Source organism: Plantactinospora sp. A48, assembly GCF_055793945.1.
This window is the reverse complement of sequence record NZ_JBTIXF010000007.1, coordinates 60,140-81,101: the sequence shown is the minus strand read 5'-3', so window position 1 is coordinate 81,101 and position 20,962 is coordinate 60,140. Positions and strand designations below refer to the sequence as shown.

The window sequence follows — 20,962 nt, the reverse complement described above, 5'->3', positions numbered from 1 at the left end:
CGACGTCGGAGGAGCAACAGACGATGGGTACGCGTAGCCGCTCGCTCGGGCGGCCGACGTTGGACGCGGTGGCGGCACGGGCGGGCGTGGGCCGGGGCACCGTGTCCCGGGTGGTGAACGGCTCGCCTCAGGTCAGTCCCGAGGCACGGGCAGCGGTGCAGGCCGCCATCGCCGAGTTGGGCTATGTGCCCAATCGGGCGGCGCGGGCACTGGTCACCCAGCGAACCGACTCGGTCGCGCTGGTGGTGTCCGAGTCCGGGGACCGGGTCTTCGGCGAGCCGTTCTTCGCGGGGATCGTCCGGGGCATCAGCTCCGGCCTGCTGGAGTCGCCGATGCAGCTGTGGCTTGCCATGGCGCAGTCGCCGGCCGAGCGGGAGCGGATGGAGCACCACCTGACCAGCCAGCACGTGGACGGCGTGCTGCTGCTGTCGCTGCACGACGACGATCCGCTGCCGACGCTGCTGGAGCAGCGCGGGCTGCCCACCGTGCTCGGTGGGCGGCCCGCCTGGATGCTCCAACCCAGCGCGCCGCCGGCGTACTTCGTGGACGTGGACAACGTCGGCGGTGCCCGCGGGGCCGTGGAATACCTCCTCAACCGGGGGCGCCGCCAGATCGCCACCATCGCCGGCTCGCAGGACATGGGCGCCGGTCTGGCCCGGCTCGCCGGCTACCGGGCCGCCATGCAGGCCACCGGCAAGCCGATGCGCGAGGAACTCATCGCGTACGGCGACTTCAGCGAGACCAGCGGCGCCGCCGCCATGCGGGAACTGTTGGCCAACAACCCCGACCTGGACGCCGTCTTCGCCGCCTCGGACCTGATGGCCTGCGGTGCCCTGCGGGTGCTGCGCGAACTCGGCCGGCGGGTGCCGGACGAGGTGGCCCTGGTCGGCTTCGAGGACTCGCCCATCGCCCGGCAGTCCGACCCGCCGCTGACCACCGTCTTCCAGCCGGTCGAGGAGATGGGCCGGCGGATGGCCCGGCTGCTGGTGTCCCGGATCCGTGGCGAGGACCTCCAGGCCCCGTACGTCCTGCTGGACACCCACGTCGTGCCCCGCGCCTCCGCCTGAGCGGTAAGGAAGGGACCCTTCTTGTCGCTTTCCGATGTAAAGGGGTCCCTTCCTAACGGTTCAGCCGGAACCGTCGTCGGCCCAGCGGCGCAACTCGCGCCGGGCCAGCGAGGCGCGGTGCACCTCGTCCGGGCCGTCGGCCAGGCGCAGCGTGCGGGCCTGCGCCCAGAGCGCGGCCAGCGGGCTGTCCTGGCTGAGCCCGGCCGCCCCGTACGCCTGGATCGCCTTGTCGATCACCCACTCCGCCATCGCCGGCGTAGCGATCTTGATGGCCTGGATCTCGGTGTGCGCGCCCCGGTTGCCCACGGTGTCCATCAGCCAGGCGGTCTTGAGCACGAGCAGCCGGGCCTGCTCGATCCGCACCCGAGACTCGGCGATCCACTCCCGGATGACGCCCTGCTCGGCCAGCGGCCGACCGAACGCCACCCGGGCCGACACCCGACGGCAGAGCAGTTCCAGCGCCCGTTCGGCCATCCCGACCAACCGCATGCAGTGGTGGATCCGGCCCGGTCCGAGACGCGCCTGGGCGATCGCGAACCCGGCACCCTCGTCGCCGATCAGGTTGGCCGCCGGCACCCGTACGTCGGCGAAGGTGATCTCGGCGTGCCCGCCGTGCGCGGCGTCGGTGTAGCCGAAAACGGTCATCCCGCGCCGCACGGTCACCCCCGGCGTGTCCCGGGGTACCAGGATCATGCTCTGCCGCCGGTGCCGTTCGGCGTCCGGGTCCGTCTCGCCCATCACGATGAGGATCTCGCAGCGCGGATCCATCGCTCCGGACGACCACCACTTGCGACCGTTGATGACGTACCCGTCGCCGTCCCGGGCGATCCGGGTGGCGATGTTCGTGGCGTCCGAGGAGGCGACCTCGGGTTCGGTCATGCAGAACGCGGAGCGGATCTCGGCGGCCAGCAGCGGGCGCAGCCACCGCTCCCGCTGCTCGGCGGAGCCGAACTCGGCGAGCAGTTCCATGTTCCCGGTGTCCGGGGCCGCGCAGTTCAACGCCTCGGGGGCCAGCTGCGGGCTGCGTCCGGTCAGTTCGGCCAGCGGGGCGTACTGCAGGTTCGTCAGCCCCGCGCCGTACCGGGGGTCGGGCAGGAACAGGTTCCACAGCCCACGCCGGCGGGCCTCGGCGATCAGTTCGGCCATGACCGCTGGCCGGTGCCACGGGTCGCCGGCCGCGGCGACCTGCTCGGCGTGGACGGCCTCGGCCGGGTACACCTGCTCGTCGAGGAACGCGGTCAGCGCCGCGCACAGCTCGGTCGTCCGCGCGTCGAAGCCGAAGTCCATCTAGCCCCCGATCCTGGCCAGGCCGCGCTCGACCAGCGGCGGTACGAGCTGACCGATCCGGTCGAAGCCCTCGCCCACGGTCTGCCCGAGCGTGTGCCGGTAGTGGATACCCTCGCAGATCACCGCGAGCTTGAAACAGCCGAGCGCCACATGCCAGTCGAGCGGTCCGACATCGATCCCGGACCGGTCCGCGTACCGGTCGATCAGCTCCCGCCCGTCCGGGAAGCCCGCCCGGGGACCCAGCCCGTCGGCCACCGGGTTGCCGGCGGCGAGGTCGCTGTCGCCGAGGACCTCCCAGTACGTCAGCAGCAGGCCCAGATCGGTCAGCGGGTCGCCGAGGGTCGCCATCTCCCAGTCCAGCACCGCGTGTACGGCGACCGGATCGGCCTCCGCGAGCAGATTGTCCAGCCGGTAGTCCCCGTGCACGATCCGACCCGCGCGGTCGGCACTGGTGTCGCGGCCCGCGCGGTCGGCGCCGGCACCCGGGTCGGCCCTCGGGACGGTGCCGGTCTCCGGGGCCGTGGCGGTCTTCGGGGTGGTACCGGTCTCCGTGGCGGTTCCGGTCTCCGGGGCGGTGGCGGTCTTCGGGGTGGTGGCGGTCTTCGGGACGGTGTCGGTCTCCGGAGCGGAGGTGGCCTCCGGGACGGTGGCGGCCAACCGGTCCCGTAGTTCGTCGATGGCGGGCAGCGGCCGACTGCGGGACCGGTCCAGCTGGCCGGCCCACCGCCGGACCTGCCGCCCCAGGAACCCGACGGGCCGGCCGAAGTCGGCCAGGCCCACCGCCTCGGGCGGCACCCGGTGCAGGTCCGCGAGGGTGTCCATCATCGCCATCGCCAGGTCGTACCGTTGCTCCCGGCTGAGTCGGTCGGTCTGCCGGCGGCTGCGGAACACCGTGCCCGGCACCCGGCTCATCAGGTAGAACGGCGCGCCGATGACATCCGGGTCCGCGCAGTGCGACAACGCCTCCGGCACCGGTACGTCGGTCGGCGCCAACGCCGAGATCACCCGGTACTCCCGGCCCATGTCGTGCGCGGTGGCGAGCACGTGACCCAGCGGCGGACGGCGTAGCACGAACTCCCGGTCGCCGGCGCTCACCAGATAGGTCAGGTTGGACCGACCACCGGCGATCAACCCCGCCCGCAGCGGGCCGGCGAGCAGGTCGGGCCGGTGCTCGCGCAGATACCCGGTGAGCCGGTCCAGGTCCAGCCCGGTCGGGGCCGGGCGATCATCCATCCGACCAGTTGATGGCAGCCGTGCCGACCTGTCAACCCGACAGACCCGTTCGGCCCGGAACCGGCCGCTCGGGTGGAATCGGCCGCGTCGTCCCTGCTGCCGGCGTTCTTTGCGGCGGGGACACGTCTGCGCAACAGGCGCGAAACGGTCACAAGGCAAACTTGCCGTAGTGGTCAGCGGGGGCAGACCGCGGGAAGGGGACGACATGGTGCTGCGACTTCGGGTTAGTCTCCCGGACCGGCCCGGAACGCTCGGTCAGGTCGCCCGGACCATGGGCGTGGCCGGGGCTGACATCGTCCAGGTGCTGGTGCTGGAGCGCCTGGGTGGGCGTGCGGTCGACGACTTCACGGTGGTCTGGCCCGGCAGCATCCGCGTCGAGCGACTGCTCGCCGGTCTGGCGGCCATTCCGGGCGTACACGTGATCGGGGTGTGGAAGGCGGTGGGCGCGCTCACCGGGGGTGGTGCGGACGCCGAGCTGCTCGCGCAGGTGGCGGCGAACGTGTCCACCGGCCTGAACACGCTGGTCGACGCGGTGCCGGGGCTGCTCGCCGCGGACTGGGCCGCCGTCGCCGTGGTACCGGCCGACTGGGCGAGCCGGCACATGGACCCGCAACCCGGCGACATCGGCGCCGAACCGACCATCGCGTACGCCAGTTGGCGGGTGCCCGAGCCGCCGCAACTGCCGCCGGTGACCCCGTTGCGGGCCCGGGCCACCGACGGTCCGGACGGCTGGCACTACGCGGTGGCACCGTTCGGGCGGGCCGGCCTGGTGCTGGTGGTGGCGCGGGGCGACGAGGACGGACTACCCGCGGCCGCGTTCCACGTCACCGAGGTGGACCGGGCGGCCCAGCTGGTCCGCGCGGCCGCGGTGATTCTCGGCGATCGGCTGGATCTGGTGAACGCTTCGCCCCTGCCAGCCGCAGGATGACCCAGCGCCGGCCGTCAGCGGGAGCTGCGCCGGCGCGGTGGGGAGGTCGGACAGTCGGTGGCGGGAACCGGCTGGCCGACGGTGGGGAACGGCCGACCCGGTGGCGGGAAACCGGGTCGACCGACGGTTAGGAAAGGTTGGTCGGTGGCGGGAACCGGCCGACCGACGGTGGGGAATGGTTGGGCGGTGGTGGGAAACCGACCGACCGACCGGGCGGTACGCGGCGTGGCGTCCGCCCGGCCCGGCAGCATCGTCCGCGGATGGACTTCGCGGGCGAAACCGGGCGCCGGGGGTGGTCCGTACGAGCGCGGGGTGGTGCTCTACGCGGATCTGCCCCCGGCACGCCCGGTGTCGGCGCAAGCTGGACGTGGGTGGGGGCGCGAGCCGCACCCGCGGCCCGCCCCGCCGGGACCGGCCGGCGGTTGCCGCCGGACCGGGAGAGGAGGCCGACATGGCACTGTGGCGAATCCGGGCGACCGTCGACGACCGGCCCGGATATCTCTCCGTCCTCACCGCGAGCCTCGCGCTGCGCTCGGTGAACATCCTGACCGTGCAGGTACACACCACCGAGGCGGGCGCGGTCGACGACTTCCTCGTCGACGCGCCGGACGGGCTGAGCGAGACCGATCTGGTCGCCGCCGTCGAACGCGGCCGAGGTCGAGACTGCTGGGTGGCGCGTAGCGAGGCGAAGGTGCTGGTGGACCCGCCGACCAGGACGCTGAGCCTGGCCGGCCGGCTGGTCCGGGATCCGGACCGGCTGGACGTGGCGCTGCGGGATCTGCTCGGCGCGACCCAGGTCACCTGGCGACCGGTGGGTCCCCCGGCGCCCCGCACCGGGGAACCGGCCCGTACCGGTTTCGACAGCCGCACGATGTTGCTCACCGACCCGGCCGGGGGTTGTTTCGAGGTGACCCGTACCGCGCCTGATTTCACCCCGGCCGAGTTCGCCCGCGCGCAGGCGCTGGTCGACCTCGCCGCGGTGGCCGCCGACCGGGCCGCCGAGCGGGTCACCCTGCTCCTGCCCGACGGCACCGAGGTCGAGATCCGATCCGCCGCGTCGGGCGACCTCGCGGCCGTACGCCGGATGCATGCCCGGTGTTCCGCCGAGAGCCGCCGGCGGCGCTACCTGACCGACGCCGAGCAGAGCGACCGGCAGCTGCGCCGGTTGCTGGATCCGCCCCGGGGCGTCAGCCTGCTGGCCACGGTGGATGACCCGGCGAACGACCGTCCCCGGGTGGTGGCCGTGGCCGGTCTGTCGGCCGACGGTGACCTGGCCGAGGCGGGGGTGCTGGTGGAGGACGGCTGGCAACGCCTGGGCATCGGTACCGCGCTCGTCCGCCGACTGCTTCGGCACGCCCATCGGGACGGGTACGCGGCGCTGGTCGGGCACACCACGGAGGCGACCGAGGCGCTTCCCCGGTTGCTGCGCCGGGTCGCCCCGGCGGCCCGGACGGACCGGGACGGCCCGCTGGTCACCGTGGTGGTCCCGCTGGCCCCGGGCACCCCGGCGCCCGACACACCAGCCGCAGCCGGCGCCTGACGCCGCCCCTCGACCGTGGTCGGCGGCCGGCGCCGGCCGGGTGTCAGTGGTGGTCAACGTGGACCGGGTCGACGGTGGTCTGCGTGGGCCGCGCCTACTGTGGTCGGTGCCTGACGTCGTTGGCGCCTGACGTTGGCCACGGCCTGCGCCGGCCCGGTCGCCGCGCGCCTCACCCAACGGATTCCGGTGGAGAGCCGGAACGGGGATCAGCTGATGAAATTGATCCGGCGCCGGCGACGGACCAGCATCAACGCCGTACCGGTGCCGAGCAGCGCGAGCCCGCCCACGGCGATGCCGCCGGCCGCGACTCCGGTGATGGGCAGCGAACCGCCGCCGGCGCCCTCGCCGTCAGCAGGGGTTCCGCCGCCATCGCTGTCGCCACCACCGTTGTCGCCACCGCCGCCATCGCTGTCGCCACCACCGTTGTCGCCACCGCCGCCGTTGTTGTCGCCACCGCCGCCATTGTCGCCACCGCCACCGTCCGTGGCGCAGGGCTGGAGCCAGAAGACCTTGTGCTTGCCGGCGCCGTTGCCGTCGGCCAGCTCGACTGTCAGCTTCAGGTGGTAACCCTGCTTGGGGTGCGCCGTCAGGCCGGTCAGGTCAAGGTCGGTGGCCGAGAGTGGGATGACCGCGTCGTGGTCGTTCTCCGCGCCACGCGCCGGATCATCGCTGATGACCCGGTCCCGGATGGCCAGGACCAGCTTGCCGTTGCCGGACGGCGGCTGGGCCGTGAGGGTGATGTCGGCGCGTTGGTCGGTGTCGAAGTTGAAGAATTCCAACTCGAAATCGCAGGTCACATGCGGTTGGTTGTCGACCTTGTCGTCGAGGGGAGCACCGTCGATCTTGACTGTGCCGTTGTCCCCCTTGGGGTTGTGCCCGTCGTTGCCGGTGCTGACCGGGCCGATGGTGCCAGCCCAGGCCGGGCTGGCGAGGGCGAGCCCAGCCGCGGTCGCCACCGCGCAGAAGACCGTGTGCGCCGCGCGCCGACACCGTGGCATGGGTTCCTCCGTTGGATGGTCGAGGGGGGCAGCACATGATCGCATCGGGTGTGCCTGCCCTCGACATCGGACAAACGTCCTGACCTGCATGGACGTGGCGGTTGTCCGACCGTCGATCGGCATTTGCGCGGCGTGTCCGCGTAACACCGAACGACCCTGTGACGCTGCGGCCCGCCCTCGCCGTGCCACTGACGCCGGACGGGAACCGTTGCCCGGGCGATGCCGCGCCAGTCGGGCGGATACCGACCGTCCGGTGGTGCCGGATCCGGTGTCGCGGGGAGGCGGGTCAGCGGTAGAGGCCCTTGACGTAGTCCGGACCGTAGTGCCGCTCCAGCTCGGCGAGGTTCTCCTCCGGCTGGGTCGCCTTGGTTATCTTGGCCCGCGACGGCAGCGTGTCGGCCGGCCAGCTGTCCGGTCGCCACAGGTCGGAGCGTAGGAACGCCTTGGAGCAGTGGTAGAAGACCTGCTCGACCTCGACCAGCACGGCGAACCTCGGCCGGTGTCCGCGTACGACCATCCGGTCGAAGAACGGCGCGTCGCGCACCACCCGGGCGCGGCCGTTGATCCGGAGAGTGTCGTCGCGGCCGGGGATCAGGAAGATCAGCCCGACATGCGGGTTGTCCAGGATGTTGTGGAACCCGTCGGCCCGCCGGTTGCCGGGCCGTTCGGGGATGGCGATCGTGGTGTCGTCGAGCACGAGGACGAAACCCGCCGGGTCGCCCTTGGGGGAGACATCGCAGCTTCCGTCGGCCCCGGCCGTGGCGACCAGGCAGAACGGCGACGTCGCGATCCACTGCCGGTCCATCTCGTGCAGCGCCTGGCGCTCCTTGGTGATGGACCGCCGGCCCGGCGCGCCGAGCAGGTCCCGCAGTTCCTCGTGCGAGGTCACCTCGGTGACCGCTGCGGCGTTGCCGTCCACCGCCTGTCCGGTCGCCGCGTCGTCGTCCGTCGCCTGTCCGGTCGCCGCGCCGCTGGTCAGCGTCATCGTTGCCTCCCCCGTTAAGAAGGGGCCCTTCCTCTACCAGAAGCGATAACAGGGGGCCCTTCCTTGCATGTGCTTGCCTGTGGACGTCTTTGACCCTAGGCGGTGGCGTGCGGATGCGGGAGAGCGGCCGGCTGCGGGGTGCTTCACAAACCGGGAATTGACCGTTTACATTGTTGGAACCCTATGGAAGCGCTCCCATAGCAGCTCATCCCCCAAAGTTTCGCCTGAAGGAGCCGCGCGATGGCAACCCGGACCGGGCCGGACGCCCCGTACCCCCCACCCCGCCGGCGCGGTTGGCGCCGGATCGCGGCACTGGCCGCCCTCACGCTCGCCGCCGGCGCGCCCGCCGGCGCGGCCGGCGCGGCCCCGGGCGGCGCCACGACCGACCCGGTCCGGGCCGAGGTCGCCGCCCAGGCCGCCGCCGCGCCAGCCTTCAACTACGGCGAGGCGCTGCAGAAGACCATGTTCTTCTACGAGGCGCAGCGGTCGGGGAAGCTGCCGAGTGACAACCGGGTCTCCTGGCGTGGTGACTCCGCGCTGCGCGACGGATCCGACGTCGGGGTGGACCTGACCGGCGGCTGGTACGACGCGGGCGACCACGTGAAGTTCGGCTTCCCGATGGCGTTCAGCACCACCATGCTGGCCTGGGGCGCCGTCGACTACCGGTCCGGTTACCAGAACTCGGGCCAACTGCCGTACCTGCTGAGCAACCTGCGCTGGGTCAACGACTACTTCATCAAGGCGCACCCGTCGGCGAACGTCCTGTACGGGCAGGTCGGCAAGGGCGACGACGACCACAAGTGGTGGGGGCCGGCCGAGGTGCTGCCGATGGCGCGGCCCGCGTACAAGATCGACGCGAGCTGTGGCGGCTCGGACCTGGCCGGGGAGACGGCGGCCGCGATGGCGGCGTCCTCGATGGTCTTCCGGTCCACCGACGCCGCGTACGCGGACAAGCTGCTCACCCACGCCAAGCAGCTCTACACCTTCGCCGACACCGTGCGAAAGGCGTACAGCGACTGCATCACCGACGCGCAGGCGTTCTACAAGTCCTGGAGCGGCTACCAGGACGAGCTGGTCTGGGGCGCGATCTGGCTCTACCGGGCCACCAACGACGCGACCTACCTGGCCAAGGCCGAGAGCGAGTACGACAAGCTCAACACCGAACCGCAGTCCACCACCCGCGCCTACAAGTGGACCCTGGCCTGGGACAACAAGCAGTTCGGCGCGTACGTGCTGCTGGCCAACCTGACCGGGAAGCCGAAGTACGTCGACGACGCCAACCGGTGGCTGGACTGGTGGACCGTCGGGGTCGACGGCGCCCGGGTCAACTACTCGCCCGGCGGCGAGGCCGTGCTCGACTCCTGGGGTTCGCTGCGGTACGCGGCCAACACCGCGTTCGCCGCGCTGGTCTACTCGGACAAGACCACCGACACCGTGCGCAAGGCCCGCTACCACGACTTCGCGGTCCGGCAGATCGGGTACGCGCTCGGCGACAACCCGCGCAAGTCCAGTTACCTGATCGGTTTCGGGACCAACCCGCCGCGCAACCCGCACCACCGCACCGCACACGGCTCCTGGTGGGACAGCCAGACCGTGCCCACCGACACCCGGCACGTGCTCTACGGCGCGCTGGTCGGCGGGCCTTCCTCGGCCAACGACGCGTACACCGACAGCCGGTCGGACTACGTGATGAACGAGGTGGCCACCGACTACAACGCGGGCTTCACCTCCGCGCTGGCCCGGCTGACCTCGGAGTACGGCGGCAGCCCGGTCGCCGGCTTCCCCACGGCGGAGAAGCCGGACATGGACGAGCTGACCGTGGAGACCACGGTCGCGCAGAGCGAGCCCCGGGCCACCGGACTCAAGCTGATCGTCTACAACAAGTCGGCGTTCCCGGCGCGGGCGCTGACCCAGTCCAAGTTCCGGTACTACGTGAACACCGACGGGTCGCCGCTGGTGGTCACCCCGGGTTACACCCAGGGCTGCCCGTCGCCGAGCACCGCGCACCAGGTCTCCGGCACCCTCTGGTACGTCGAGGTCGACTGCACCGGTTACACCATCGCCCCGGCTGGCCAGTCGCAGCACCGGATGGAGGTCCAGTTCAAGGTCGGCGTTGCCGAGGGTGGCACCTGGAACCCGGCCAACGACCCGTCGTACCAGACGACCGCCGGGCCGAACCGGAACGTGCCGCTGTACGAGGCCGGCAAGCTGGTCTGGGGTCAGGAGCCGGGCCCGGGCCCGACGGCCAGCCCGACCGCCTCGCCGACGGCCTCGCCCACTCCCACGGCGTCCCCGACGGCCTCGCCCACCCCCACGGCGTCGCCCACGGCGTCCCCCACGGCCTCGCCGACCCCGACCGCCTCGCCGACGTCGGGTCCGAGTGGACCGTGCCAGGTGACCTACGCCACCAGCGACTGGACCAACGGGTTCACCGCGAACGTCACGATCCGCAACACCGGGTCGACCACGCTGAACGGCTGGACCCTGGCCTGGTCCTACACCGCCGGCCAGCAGGTCGGCCAGGCGTGGTCGGCGACGGTCACCCAGACCGGGTCGGCGGTCCGGGCCGCCAGCCTGTCATACAACGGCACGCTGGCGCCGGGCGCGTCGACCAGCTTCGGTTTCAACGGTACGCACACCGGTAGCAACCCGAAGCCGACCGCGTTCACCCTCAACGGCATCACCTGCACGACCGGCTGACCCGAACGCCGGTCTCCGCTCCCGGCCCGGGCCTCGGCAAACCCGGGCCGGGAGCACCACAGCGGTTCGGCGTCAGCCGTGGATCTCGCCGTGCTCGACGCAGCTCGCGGTCCAGCCGGTCGGGACGACCTGGACCTTCATCCGGCGGCGGCAAGCCGGGCAGAACCGGGGCGGCTCCAGCTCCCGGGCGGCGTGGCACGGGTCGTGCGGGCCGGCGCCGGTCGGCCCTCCGCACCGGTCACACCACCGGGCGCCCCCGGTGTCCGCGCTGGCCAGCCGCGTCCCGCCAGCGGCGGCCGGATCCGTCCCGGCGGCGGTGGTCAGGTTCGCCCCGCCGGTGCCGGCCGGATCCGCCCCGCCGGTTCGCGCCCACGATGGCTCAATCGTCGACATCGTCGCTCCCGAGCGGGTCAGATCGTCGCGGACAGGGCCTTGACCGGCATCTGCAGGTCGTCCAGCAGTTCCAGATCGGCGGTCGCCGGCCGGCCCAGGGTGGTCAGGTAGTTGCCGACGATGACCGCGTTGATCCCGCCGAGCAGGCCGTCCCGGGTACCCAGGTCACCGAGGGTCAGCTCGCGGCCGCCCGCGTACCGCAGGATGGTCCGTGGCATCGCGAGCCGGAACGCCGCGATGGCCCGCAGCGCGTCCCTGCCCTCGACCACCGGACGGTCCGCGAACGGCGTGCCGGGCCGGGGGTTGAGGAAGTTCAGCGGTACCTCGTGCGGGTCCAGCTCGGCGAGCTGGCCGGCGAACTCGGCCCGCTGCTCGACCGACTCGCCCAGGCCCAGGATGCCGCCGCAGCAGACCTCCATGCCCGAGTCGCGGACCATCCGCAGGGTTTCCCAGCGTTCCTCGAAGGTGTGCGTGGTGACCACGTTCGGGAAGTACGACCGGGAGGTCTCCAGGTTGTGGTTGTACCGGTGCACGCCCATGGCGACCAGCTCGTCCACCTGCTCCTGGGTGAGCATGCCCAGCGAGGCGGCCACCTGGATGTCGACCTCGGCCTTGATCGCCGCCACGCCCTCGCGGAGCTGCTTCATCAGCCGGGCGTCCGGGCCGCGCACCGCGGCCACGATGCAGAACTCGGTGGCACCGGTCTTCGCGGTCTGCCGGGCCGCTTCCACCAGCGCCGGGATGTCCAGCCAGACCGAGCGGACCGGCGAGGCGAACAATCCGGACTGGGAGCAGAAGTGGCAGTCCTCGGGGCAGCCGCCAGTTTTCAGCGAGACGATGCCCTCGACCTCGACCTCGGGCCCACACCAGCGCATCCGCACCTCGTGGGCGAGTTGCAGCGCGGCCGGCAGGTGCTCGTCGGGTAGCCGTAGGACCTCAAGCACGCCGGCCTCGTCGAGGCCGACCCCGTTCTCCAACACCTGCTCGCGGGCTTGGTCAAGGATCTGAGGCATGGCCGTACCCTACAAGGCCGCGGCCGGCCGGCCCGGTCGCCGGGCGGGTCGCGGGCCGCGCCGGACCCGGATGGTACGTTCCGGACGCCGCACGGATCCGGCGCCGAGGGCCCGGGTACCGCGCGGATCCGGCGCCGAGGAAAGGGTGGGCGGATGGCTGACTGGTTGGCGGCGCTGGACCGGCGGGCCCGGTTACGCGCCCGGGCCGGGCTCGGCCGGCGGCTGCGGCCCCGCGACGCGGCGGACCCGACGATCGACCTGGCGGGCAACGACTACCTGGGGCTCGCCCGTGCCCCCGAGGTGGTGGCCGCGGCCGGCGCCGCGCTCGCCGGGTACGGCCTGGGCGCCACCGGCTCGCGCCTGGTACGCGGCTCGACCGACCTGCACGCGGCCCTGGAGGCGGCCCTGGCCGACTGGCTGGGCACTCCCGGGGCACTCGTCTACTCCTCCGGCTACCTGGCCAACCTGGGCGCCGTCCGGGCCCTGGTCCAGCCCCGCACGCTGCTCGTCTCGGACGCGCACAACCACGCCTCGCTGATCGACGGATGCCGGTTGTCCGGCGCCGAGACCGTGGTCACCCCGCACAACGACGTGGCCGCGGTCCGGGCCGCGCTGGCGGCGACGCCGGGCCGGCCCGCCGTGGTGGTCACCGAGTCGATCTTCTCGGTGGACGGCGATCGGGCCCCGCTGGGCGAGTTGCACGCGGTGGCCCGCGAACACGGCGCGGTGCTGCTGGTCGACGAGGCCCACGCGCTCGGCGTACGCGGTCCGGCCGGCGCCGGTGAGCTGGCCGCGGCCGGCCTGGCCGGCGCCCCGGGCATCGTGGTCACGGCCACCCTGTCCAAGGCGCTCGGTGGCGCCGGTGGCGTGGTGGCCGGCCCCGCCGAACTGGTCCGGCACCTGATCGACACCGGCCGTACCTTCGTCTACGACACCGGCCTGCCGCCCGCCGTGGCCGCCGGGGTGCTGGCCGCCACCGAGCTGGCGCGCTCCGCGGCCGGCGAGCGGTCCCGGGCCGAGTCCGCCGACCGGGTCACCGCGGCGGTCCGCCGGCTGCGGTCCGCCGGCCTGGACGTACCGGACCCGGACGCCGCCGTCATCTCGGTGACCGCGCCGGGTCCCGAAGCCGCGGTGGCCTGGGCCGCCGCCTGCCTCGACCGGGGGGTGGCGGTGGGCTGTTTCCGGCCGCCGTCGACACCGGACCATCGATCGCGGCTGCGCCTCACGATCAACGCGGGCCTGTCCCGCGCGGACTTCGACCGGGCCGTCGAGGTGATCGTGGCGTGCGCGCCCCGGCCGCCGGCCCCGGCGGAGCCGGACCTTCCCCTTCCGGCCACCGCTCCTCAGGCCACCGCTCCTCCGGTCACCGCCGCCCGGCGCCGCCCGCTGGGAGTGTCCCGGTGACCGGCGTGGCGTGGCGCGGACCGGTGCTGGTCACCGGCACGGACACCGGGGTCGGCAAGACCGTCACCACGGCCGCGATCACCGCGGCCGCGCAGGCCGCCGGGTTGCGGGTGGCGGTGATCAAACCCGGCCAGACCGGTACGGCCACCGGCGAGCCGGACGACGTCGCGACGGTGACCCGGCTGGCGGCCCCGAGCACCGCGCGGACCCTGGCCAGCTACCCGGACCCGCTCGCCCCGCTGGCCGCGGCCCGGGTCGCCGCCGCCGAGCCGCTGGAGCTGTACGCCGCCGTCGACGCGGTCCGTGCCGAGGCGGACAGGCACGATCTGGTGCTGGTGGAGGGGGCGGGTGGGCTGCTCGTACCGATGGGTCTGCGACCATCCGGCGAGCCGTGGACGGTGGCCGATCTGGCCGTCTCACTGGGTGCTCCGGCCGTGGTGGTGGCGCGGGCCGGGCTCGGCACCCTGAACCACACGGCGCTCACCCTGGAGGCGCTGGAACGGCGGGCCGTGCCGGCCGGGGTGGTGCTCGGAGCCTGGCCGGGCGAGCCCGAACTGGTCCACTGGGCCAACCTCACCGATCTGGTACCCACGCTGCTCGGCGTGCTGCCGGACGGCGCCGGTGCGATGGACCCGGGGGTGTTCCGGCGGTCGGCGTCGGGTTGGCTGACCCCGGCGCTGTACGGCGTGCTCGACGACTGGCGGGCCTGGGCCGAGGACGTTCACTGACCAGGGCCTGGGCCGAGGACGTTCACTGACCAGGGCCTGGGCCGAGGACGTTCACTGACCACACCGGCCCCCACCGGGTCACCACTTCGACGAGATCGGACTGCTGCGCCCGTCGGAGCGGTCGACCGGTGGGCACCGGCTCTACACCGCGACCGACGTACGGCGGCTCCACCGGGTGCTCGCGCTGCGGCAGCTCGGCCTGCCGCTACGCGAGATCGACGCGGTCCTGGCCACCGGTGGCGGCGACCTGCCCAGCGCGGTCGCCGACCACCTGCGGCAGGTGGTGGAGCAGTTGACGGCGCAGCGGCGGCGCAAGGACCGGTTGACCCGGCTGTCACTGGTGCTGGGCGGCTCGGGTGAGCCGTCGACCAACGAGGTCATCGAGGCGATGGAGGCCGTGATGCGGACGAAGTACTTCACCCCGGAACAGCTGCGCCGGCTGAAGGCCCGGCGGACGAGGAGGTGCGCAGGACCGCGCGGGACTGGACCGAGCTGATGACGGAGATGACCGGCGGCGACCGGGCCATCCTCGCCGGCATGTACGCCAAGCTCGACGGGAAGGGGCCGGAGGCGGCCACCCTGGGCGTGGTCAGCGAAGAGGTCTGGGAGTACCTGAAGCGGCTCTTCGCGGTGAACGCGGTGCCGCAGTCGTGCGGGTCCGTCGGCGGGGTCGACACCGGCACGCGCGGACCGACCACTGACTTTCGACGGTAACGGTCCGGGTCGGGCGTGGGTAGCCTGGCCGCGTGCGGGGCTGGTGGACATGGCTGGGAGCGCGTCAGCGGGTGCTGGGGGAGGTGGCGCTGTGGGCGGTGCTGGCCGCGCCGGTCGGCTACGCCCAGGCCAGTCCGCCGTACCAGCGGTCCACCCTCCCGGTGCTGCTCGTCGCGCTGCTGACGCTCGCCGCCGCGGTGGCGGCGAGCCGGCGGTACCCGCTGGCCGGTCTGCTGCTCGTGGTGGCGGGTTCGCTGCTCGACGGCAACTTCGTCTTCGCCGTACCGGTGCTGAGCTACCTGGTCGGGTCGCGGACGTCCACGGCCCGACCCGCCGCGCTGGTGTTCGCCGGGATCGCCGGGCTCGGTACGGCGCTGAACCTGCTGCTGCTGCGCACGACGCCGGCGGTCTGGTTCCTGAACGCCACGATCCTGCTCTTCGGCGGGGTCTTTCCCTGGCTGGTCGGCCGGTACCGCCGCCAGCACCGGGACCTGGTGCTGGCCGGCTGGCAACGGGCCGAGGCACTGGAACGGGAACAGCGGGGCATCGTCGAGCGGGTCCGGCTGCGGGAGCGGGCACGCATCGCCCAGGACATGCACGACTCCCTGGGACACGACCTGAGCCTCATCGCGCTGCGCGCCGGCGCGCTCGAGGTCGCGGCGGACCTTGATCCGGCACACCGCGCCGCGGCGGGTGAGCTGCGGGCCAGCGTGGCGGCGGCCACCGACCGGTTGCGGGAGATCATCGGGGTGCTCCGTGAGGGCGACGCCGAGCCGGCACCGGGGCAACCGGTCGTGGAGAGCGTGCCCGAGCTGGTCACGGCGGCCCGCGCGGCGGGGATGTCGGTGGAACTCGCCGTCGATCCCGCGGCGCCGCCGCTGCCGCCGCTGCCGGCCGGCGCGGCGCACCGGTTGGTCCGCGAAGCGCTCACCAACGCGGCCCGGTACGCTCCCGGCGCGGTCGTCACGGTCACCGTCGCCCCGGTACGCGACGGGGTGGAGGTCGCCGTGGTCAACGGCGCCGCACCGACGGGCCCGCCGCCCGGACCCCCGTCCGTGGGCTCCGGCCTGGTCGCCGTCGGCGAGCGGGTACGGCTGGTGGGCGGCCACTTCGCGGCCGGTCCGCAGCGGGCCGGTTTCGCGGTCCGGGCCCACCTGCCGCTGTCGCCGACGGACGGGTACCCGGGACCGGCTCCCGCCGATCCCGCCGATCCCGGCCAGGCACTCCGGCCGCCTTCTGCCGGTCCCGTCGGGGCGCTCCGGCCGCCGCCGGGGGCGCCGGAACAGCGGCTCCGGCTGGCCCGGCGGCGGGTCCGGCGCAGCCTCCTCGTGGCGGTGAGCGCGCCGGTGGCGCTGGCCGCGATGCTCGCCCTGGTCTACTACCCGTTCGCCACCGCGGGGGCGGTGCTGGACCGCACGGCCTACGACCGGATGCGCGTCGGTCAGCCCCGCGCCGAGCTGACCGGGCTGCCCCACCGGCAGGTGGAGCCGGCCATGGCGGCCCGGGTCCCGGTGGGCAGCTCGTGCGAGTACTACACGGACGGCAACTTCCCGCTGGCGCGGGCGACCTACCGGCTCTGCTTCTCCGGCGGCCGGCTGGTCGCCAAGGACAGGGTGAACGGTGACGAGGAGGCGTGGTGATCCCGGTCGTGATCGCTGATGACGAGGCGATGATCCGGGCGGGTGTCCGGGCCATCCTGGCCAGCGACCCGGAGCTGGCGGTGGTGGGTGAGGCCGGCGACGGCGGCGCGGCCGTCGAACTGGTCCGGGCGCACCGCCCTCGGGTGGCCCTGCTGGACGTGCGGATGCCCCGGCTGGACGGGTTGACGGCCGCCGCGGAACTGCGGCGACTCGTGCCGGAGACCGCGGTCGTCCTGCTCACCACCTTCGGCGAGGACGACTACATCGCCCGCGCGCTCGGGGCGGGCGTGAGCGGCTTCCTGCTCAAGGCCGGCGACCCGCGGGAGCTGCTGGCCGGGATCCGGGCGGCCGCCGGGGGCGGTGCCTGTCTGTCGCCGTCCGTCGCCCGCCGGGTGATCGAACTCAACGGTGCCCGGATGGGGCGGAGCCCGGCCGCCCGGCTCCGGACCGCCGGGCTGACCGACCGGGAACGCGACGTGCTGGCACTGGTCGGTGCCGGCCTGTCCAACGCCGAGATCGCCCGTCGGCTCTTCCTGGTGGAGGGCACCGTGAAGAGCTATCTGAGCAGCATCTTCACCCGCCTCGAGGTGCGCAACCGGGTGCAGGCGGCGATCATCGCCCACGAGGCCGGCCTGGTGGACGGACGATAGCGCAGCCTCCACGAAGCCTCCCGGGCGGTCGCCGAGTCCAGCCACCACTGTCAGTGATGGTCTCCTGCCAATGCGGACACCGTGTCAGCCAGGCTTTGCAATGCTTCCCTCCAGGCGACAGACACGCACCGTAATTCATCGCCGAGAGCCACTTCCGACTGCTATCGATACGACCGCAGCTCAGGGCGGCGTAGCCGATGGGGAAGCATTGCAAAGGCGCGCGAACCCGAGCTCCGGATGCCGCATCGAGCATCACTCGGTGCAACATTCTTCTTGGTGAATCACTGTTACCCACCGTGAGGTGGGGGACGGGGTCTGCCGGCTGGTGTGAGCCCGGTGGAGGCGTTCGCCGGCACCGCACCAGGCGTTCGCCGGCACCGCACCAGGTATTCGCCGGCACCGCACCAGCTAACTGGGGCGGCCCGATGGTGAGGGAGGGCTCATTCGCGGAGCCCTCCCGACCATCGGCGGCGGGTCAGGCGTCGCGGCGGCGTAGCGCGAGGCTGCCGACCAGCAGGGCGGCGCCGGCCCAGGCGGCCAGCAGGAGCAGCCCCACCACCGCCGGATATGGGCCGGTGTCCCCGCTGACGAAGTGCTGTCCGGCCACGCCCGGGAAACCGTCTCCGATCCGGTTGAGCACCCGGATGTCCGGCTCGGCCAGCGACAGTGGGACCACCATGAGGGTGAGGAACAGCACCGTCAGGGTCAACACGGCGCCGCGCAGCGCGGCGCCCAACCCGAGGGCGAGCACGGCGATCAACGCCGAGTACGTCGCCACGGCCAGCACGTCCCGGACCGTACCGCCGATCGGGACCCGCCCCCACTCGCCGAGCACCGGCCGGGCGACCGCGACGCCCACGACGCCGAGCAACAGCCCGAGTCCGAACGTCACCACGGCGACCACGGCGGCCTTGGCCAGGAGCAGCCGGGCTCGCGACGGAGTGGCCTGGAGGCTGGGCCGGATCGTGCCGGTGCCGTACTCGGTGGTGATGGCCAGCAGACCGAGGGCCAGCACCGCGTACTGGACCAGGTCCACCGAGCCGGCCACGATGCTGCCGGCGGTCACCACGCCGACGTCGTCGGTCCGGTCGGCGCTGGTGTTGCTGTTGACCGCGTAGATCGCCAACTGCCCGGCAGTGGCCGCCATCAGCAGTCCACCGGCCAGCATCGTCCACCAGGTGGACCGGACGGACCACATCTTGACCCACTCGGCGGCGATCGCACCCGGCAGTCCGCCGCCGGCCGGACGGGTACGCCCGGCGGCCTCAGCGTGGGTGCGGACGGTTTCGGTTCCGGTCATGCGGTTGCCTCACTTCCGGTTCGGTTGGACGGATGCCGGTGCTCCCCCTCGAAGGTGACCTCGGGGAAGCGGGGACTGGGCCCGTCGAGCAGGAGGGCCGGCCGGCCCCGCAGGTGCCGGTCCAGGAACGCCCGCAGGTAGTCGCGGGTGATGGCCAGCTGGCGCTCGGCGGGCAGCGGCCCGGGGTCCATCCCGAGCTGTGCGCCGAGGACCGGCCGGTCGGTGAACGACAGGTGACCGGCGCCGGCCACCCTGAGCCAGCGGCGCCATCCCGACAACCCGGGCCAGTCGCGCTGCCAGCTCGGATCGGCCGGCCGGTCGGAGGCCATCAACAGCACGGGACGGTCGATCGGCCCGACCGGCGCGAACAGCGTGCCGTCCAGGTCGGCCGCCGCGCGTACCCGGGGGTCGGTGGCCAGGGTACGGACCGCCGCCGCGCCGCCGATGGAATGTCCCGCCACGGCGACCCGCCGAGCGTCCAACCACCGGGAGCCCGGCCAGCGGCCCGGCCCGGGCGGCGCCAGTAGTTGATCGAGTACGAAGGACAGGTCGGCCGTTCGTCCCTGGACGACGGTGGACAGGTCCGGATCGTCCTGCTCGCAGGCCAGGCACTCGGCGACCCGGCCGTCCGGGAACTGCACCCCGCGCGCCTCGTACGGGTGGTCGACGCCGGCCACCGCGTACCCGTGGCTGGCCAACTCCTCGGCGAGCGCGGTCAGCGACTCCCGGCTCAACCCGAACCCGGGGGAGAGCACGACGAGCGGCCAGCCGGTGGTGGTGGGACGGATCGGCACGTCGCGGTGGGCGGTGGTGCGGACCGTGGCCAGCAGGTCGGGTGGCAGTGGCAGCCCTTCGGCCGCGATGATCCGCGCCGAGACCGCAGGTGTGGTGTAGAGGGCGGCGGGACCGCCACCGTGTGCGGCCGGGTACCACAGCGAGACCATCAGTTCGCGGCGGAACTCCGGGCGCCACGGATCCCTCCGGCGCCGGTCGGTCAGGTGCAGCCAGGTCGTACCCACCGGGTACCGGCCGGTCGGTGCCGGCAGCGCGAGTGCCGGTACGGCCGGTCCGTCGTCGCCATCGACGGCCGCCGGCCGGGCGGGAGCGTCGGCGGACCGGGTCGAACCGGCGGTGGCGGCCGATCGGGTCGAACCGGCGGTGGTCGGCCGGGTGGGTTCGGCGGTGGTGGCCGGCCGGACCGAACCGGCGGTGGTGGGTTCGGCGGTGGCGGTCGGCGCGGGCAGCAGCCCCGCCAGCACCGTCCCGAGCACGACCAGGGCCCGTCCCCGGCTAGCCACGGCGGACCGCCGGTTCGGCCACGGCGTATTCGACGCTGTCACCGGTGAGTTCCAGGTACGCCTCCTCCAACGAGGCGGTCGAGGTGGTCAGCTCGTGCAGCGGCACCCCCAGCTCGTGTGCCAGGTCACCGACCCGCTCGGTGGGGGCACCGGTGACGGTCAGCCCGCCGTCGTCGACCGTCACCCGCGCTCCCGTGGCGCGCAGCCGCGTGGCGAGTCCAGCCAGCGCGTCCGGCCGTGGGCCACGGACCCGGACCGAGGTCAGCGAGCTGGCCCCGATCATCTCGGCGATCGGCGCGTCGGCGAGCAGTCGGCCCCGGCCGATCACCACGAGCTGGTCGGCGGTGAGCTGCATCTCGCTCATCAGATGGCTGGAGACGAAGACGGTCCGGCCCTGCTCGGCGAGGCCGCGCATGAACTGCCGGATCCACCGCACGCCGTCGGGGTCGAGGCCGTTCACCGGTTCGTCGAAGATCAGCACCGGCGGATCACCGAGCAGCGCCCCGGCGATGCCGAGCCGCTGGCCCATGCCCAGCGAGAGGGCCCGGCCCGGCTTGCCGGCGGCGGCCGGGTCCAGGCCGACCGTGGTCAGCGCCTCGTCCACCCGGCGGGCCGGGATGCCGTTGCTGCGGGCCAGGGCGCGCAGGTGGTTGCGGCCCGAACGGGCCGGATGGATCGCGCGGGCGTCCAGCAGGGCGCCGACCTCGTACAGCGGGTACCGCAGGTCCCGGTACGGCCGCCCGCCCACCAACGCCGCCCCGGAGGTGGGCCGGTCCAGGCCGAGCACCATGCGCATGGTGGTGGACTTGCCGGCGCCGTTCGGGCCGAGGAACCCGGTGACCCGACCAGGCCGGATGTCCAGGCTCAGGTCGTCGACCGCGGTCACCGCCCCGAACCGCTTGGTCAAGCTTCTCAATGTGATCATGTGGCGACGGTAGGCAACCCGACGTGCTCCGCGCCGCTGCCGGACGGCGACAACCGTCCCTGACTTTCGTCGTGGTGGCCGGCCGGCGGGCGTACCCGGCCGGCGGCGTTAAGCGGGGGCCCTTCCTATACCGAAAGCGATAACAGGGGGCCCTTCCTT

Annotated in this window: 17 protein-coding genes and 2 pseudogenes; 10 read left to right on the top strand and 9 right to left on the bottom strand. The window is 73.3% G+C overall.

What is annotated here, in order from left to right; all coding sequences use genetic code 11:
• The first annotated feature begins 23 nt into the window (after nt 1-23).
• On the top strand, nt 24-1,067 hold the full coding sequence (locus ACXN5W_RS06065) for a LacI family DNA-binding transcriptional regulator (protein WP_473157145.1): 1,044 nt from the start codon (nt 24-26) through the stop codon (nt 1,065-1,067).
• A gap of 60 nt (nt 1,068-1,127) precedes the next feature.
• On the opposite strand, the gene ACXN5W_RS06060 is transcribed toward ACXN5W_RS06065, so the two are convergent.
• Together ACXN5W_RS06060 and ACXN5W_RS06055 are read right to left on the bottom strand one after the other, a co-directional pair.
• On the bottom strand, nt 1,128-2,354 hold the full coding sequence (locus ACXN5W_RS06060; RefSeq protein ID WP_473157144.1) for an acyl-CoA dehydrogenase family protein: 1,227 nt from the start codon (nt 2,352-2,354) through the stop codon (nt 1,128-1,130).
• Nucleotides 2,355-3,587 (bottom strand): phosphotransferase family protein, encoded by a 1,233-nt coding sequence (locus ACXN5W_RS06055; RefSeq protein WP_473157143.1) that lies wholly within the window; start codon nt 3,585-3,587, stop codon nt 2,355-2,357.
• A gap of 205 nt (nt 3,588-3,792) precedes the next feature.
• Between ACXN5W_RS06055 and ACXN5W_RS06050 the strand changes: the two genes are divergently transcribed.
• Both ACXN5W_RS06050 and ACXN5W_RS06045 read left to right on the top strand, forming a co-directional pair.
• Entirely contained in the window at nt 3,793-4,515 is a 723-nt protein-coding gene (locus ACXN5W_RS06050) for an ACT domain-containing protein (RefSeq protein WP_473157142.1), read from the top strand.
• 451 nt (nt 4,516-4,966) lie between these two features.
• Nucleotides 4,967-6,055 (top strand): GNAT family N-acetyltransferase, encoded by a 1,089-nt coding sequence (locus ACXN5W_RS06045; RefSeq protein ID WP_473157141.1) that lies wholly within the window; start codon nt 4,967-4,969, stop codon nt 6,053-6,055.
• Nucleotides 6,056-6,261: 206 nt separating this feature from the next.
• Here the strand turns inward: ACXN5W_RS06045 and ACXN5W_RS06040 are convergent, their stop codons facing one another.
• Complete coding sequence (locus tag ACXN5W_RS06040; RefSeq protein ID WP_473157140.1) at nt 6,262-7,053, bottom strand: hypothetical protein; 792 nt, start codon at nt 7,051-7,053, stop codon at nt 6,262-6,264.
• Between the two features lie 286 nt (nt 7,054-7,339).
• Nucleotides 7,340-8,038 (bottom strand): pyridoxamine 5'-phosphate oxidase family protein, encoded by a 699-nt coding sequence (locus ACXN5W_RS06035; protein WP_473157139.1) that lies wholly within the window; start codon nt 8,036-8,038, stop codon nt 7,340-7,342.
• Nucleotides 8,039-8,278: 240 nt separating this feature from the next.
• Between ACXN5W_RS06035 and ACXN5W_RS06030 the strand changes: the two genes are divergently transcribed.
• Complete coding sequence (locus ACXN5W_RS06030) at nt 8,279-10,738, top strand: glycoside hydrolase family 9 protein (RefSeq protein WP_473157138.1); 2,460 nt, start codon at nt 8,279-8,281, stop codon at nt 10,736-10,738.
• Nucleotides 10,739-10,810: 72 nt separating this feature from the next.
• On the opposite strand, the gene bsaP is transcribed toward ACXN5W_RS06030, so the two are convergent.
• Together bsaP and bioB are read right to left on the bottom strand one after the other, a co-directional pair.
• Entirely contained in the window at nt 10,811-11,131 is a 321-nt protein-coding gene (gene bsaP / locus ACXN5W_RS06025) for a biotin synthase auxiliary protein BsaP (RefSeq protein WP_473157137.1), read from the bottom strand.
• Nucleotides 11,132-11,148: 17 nt separating this feature from the next.
• The gene (bioB, locus tag ACXN5W_RS06020; protein WP_473157136.1) at nt 11,149-12,144 is read right to left on the bottom strand and encodes a biotin synthase BioB; all 996 of its coding nucleotides are present in this window, start codon (nt 12,142-12,144) and stop codon (nt 11,149-11,151) included.
• 153 nt (nt 12,145-12,297) lie between these two features.
• Between bioB and ACXN5W_RS06015 the strand changes: the two are divergent.
• The 6 genes and pseudogenes from ACXN5W_RS06015 to ACXN5W_RS05990 all read left to right on the top strand — a co-directional run.
• Nucleotides 12,298-13,437, top strand: a pseudogene (locus ACXN5W_RS06015) (aminotransferase class I/II-fold pyridoxal phosphate-dependent enzyme); the annotation flags it as partial.
• A 134-nt stretch (nt 13,438-13,571) separates the two neighbouring features.
• Nucleotides 13,572-14,276 carry a dethiobiotin synthase gene (bioD, locus tag ACXN5W_RS06010; RefSeq protein WP_473157208.1) on the top strand — a complete coding sequence of 235 codons (705 nt, stop codon included), beginning with the start codon at nt 13,572-13,574 and terminating at the stop codon, nt 14,274-14,276.
• A gap of 91 nt (nt 14,277-14,367) precedes the next feature.
• Nucleotides 14,368-14,772, top strand: a pseudogene (locus tag ACXN5W_RS06005) (MerR family transcriptional regulator); the annotation flags it as partial.
• Nucleotides 14,772-14,990: a hypothetical protein gene (locus ACXN5W_RS06000; RefSeq protein WP_473157135.1), complete on the top strand. Its 219-nt coding sequence runs from the start codon at nt 14,772-14,774 to the stop codon at nt 14,988-14,990. The pseudogene ACXN5W_RS06005 and the gene ACXN5W_RS06000, both read left to right, overlap by 1 nt.
• Nucleotides 14,991-15,022: 32 nt before the next feature.
• A complete protein-coding gene (locus ACXN5W_RS05995) occupies nt 15,023-16,630 on the top strand; it encodes a sensor histidine kinase (protein ID WP_473157134.1) in 1,608 nt (535 codons plus the stop codon).
• The gene (locus ACXN5W_RS05990) at nt 16,624-17,280 is read left to right on the top strand and encodes a response regulator (protein ID WP_473157133.1); all 657 of its coding nucleotides are present in this window, start codon (nt 16,624-16,626) and stop codon (nt 17,278-17,280) included. Before ACXN5W_RS05995 ends, ACXN5W_RS05990 begins: the two co-directional genes overlap by 7 nt.
• A gap of 475 nt (nt 17,281-17,755) precedes the next feature.
• Here ACXN5W_RS05990 and ACXN5W_RS05985 read toward each other — a convergent pair whose 3' ends face one another.
• Genes ACXN5W_RS05985 through ACXN5W_RS05975 form a run of 3 tightly spaced genes read right to left on the bottom strand, consistent with a single transcriptional unit; the run spans nt 17,756 to nt 20,803 of the window.
• Nucleotides 17,756-18,580, bottom strand: a complete 825-nt coding sequence (locus tag ACXN5W_RS05985) for an ABC transporter permease (RefSeq protein WP_473157132.1) — start codon at nt 18,578-18,580, stop codon at nt 17,756-17,758.
• A complete protein-coding gene (locus tag ACXN5W_RS05980; protein WP_473157131.1) occupies nt 18,577-19,878 on the bottom strand; it encodes an alpha/beta hydrolase family protein in 1,302 nt (433 codons plus the stop codon). Before ACXN5W_RS05980 ends, ACXN5W_RS05985 begins: the two co-directional genes overlap by 4 nt.
• The gene (locus ACXN5W_RS05975) at nt 19,871-20,803 is read right to left on the bottom strand and encodes an ATP-binding cassette domain-containing protein (RefSeq protein WP_473157130.1); all 933 of its coding nucleotides are present in this window, start codon (nt 20,801-20,803) and stop codon (nt 19,871-19,873) included. The genes ACXN5W_RS05980 and ACXN5W_RS05975 overlap by 8 nt, the downstream gene beginning before the upstream one ends.
• Between the last annotated feature and the right edge of the window lie 159 nt (nt 20,804-20,962).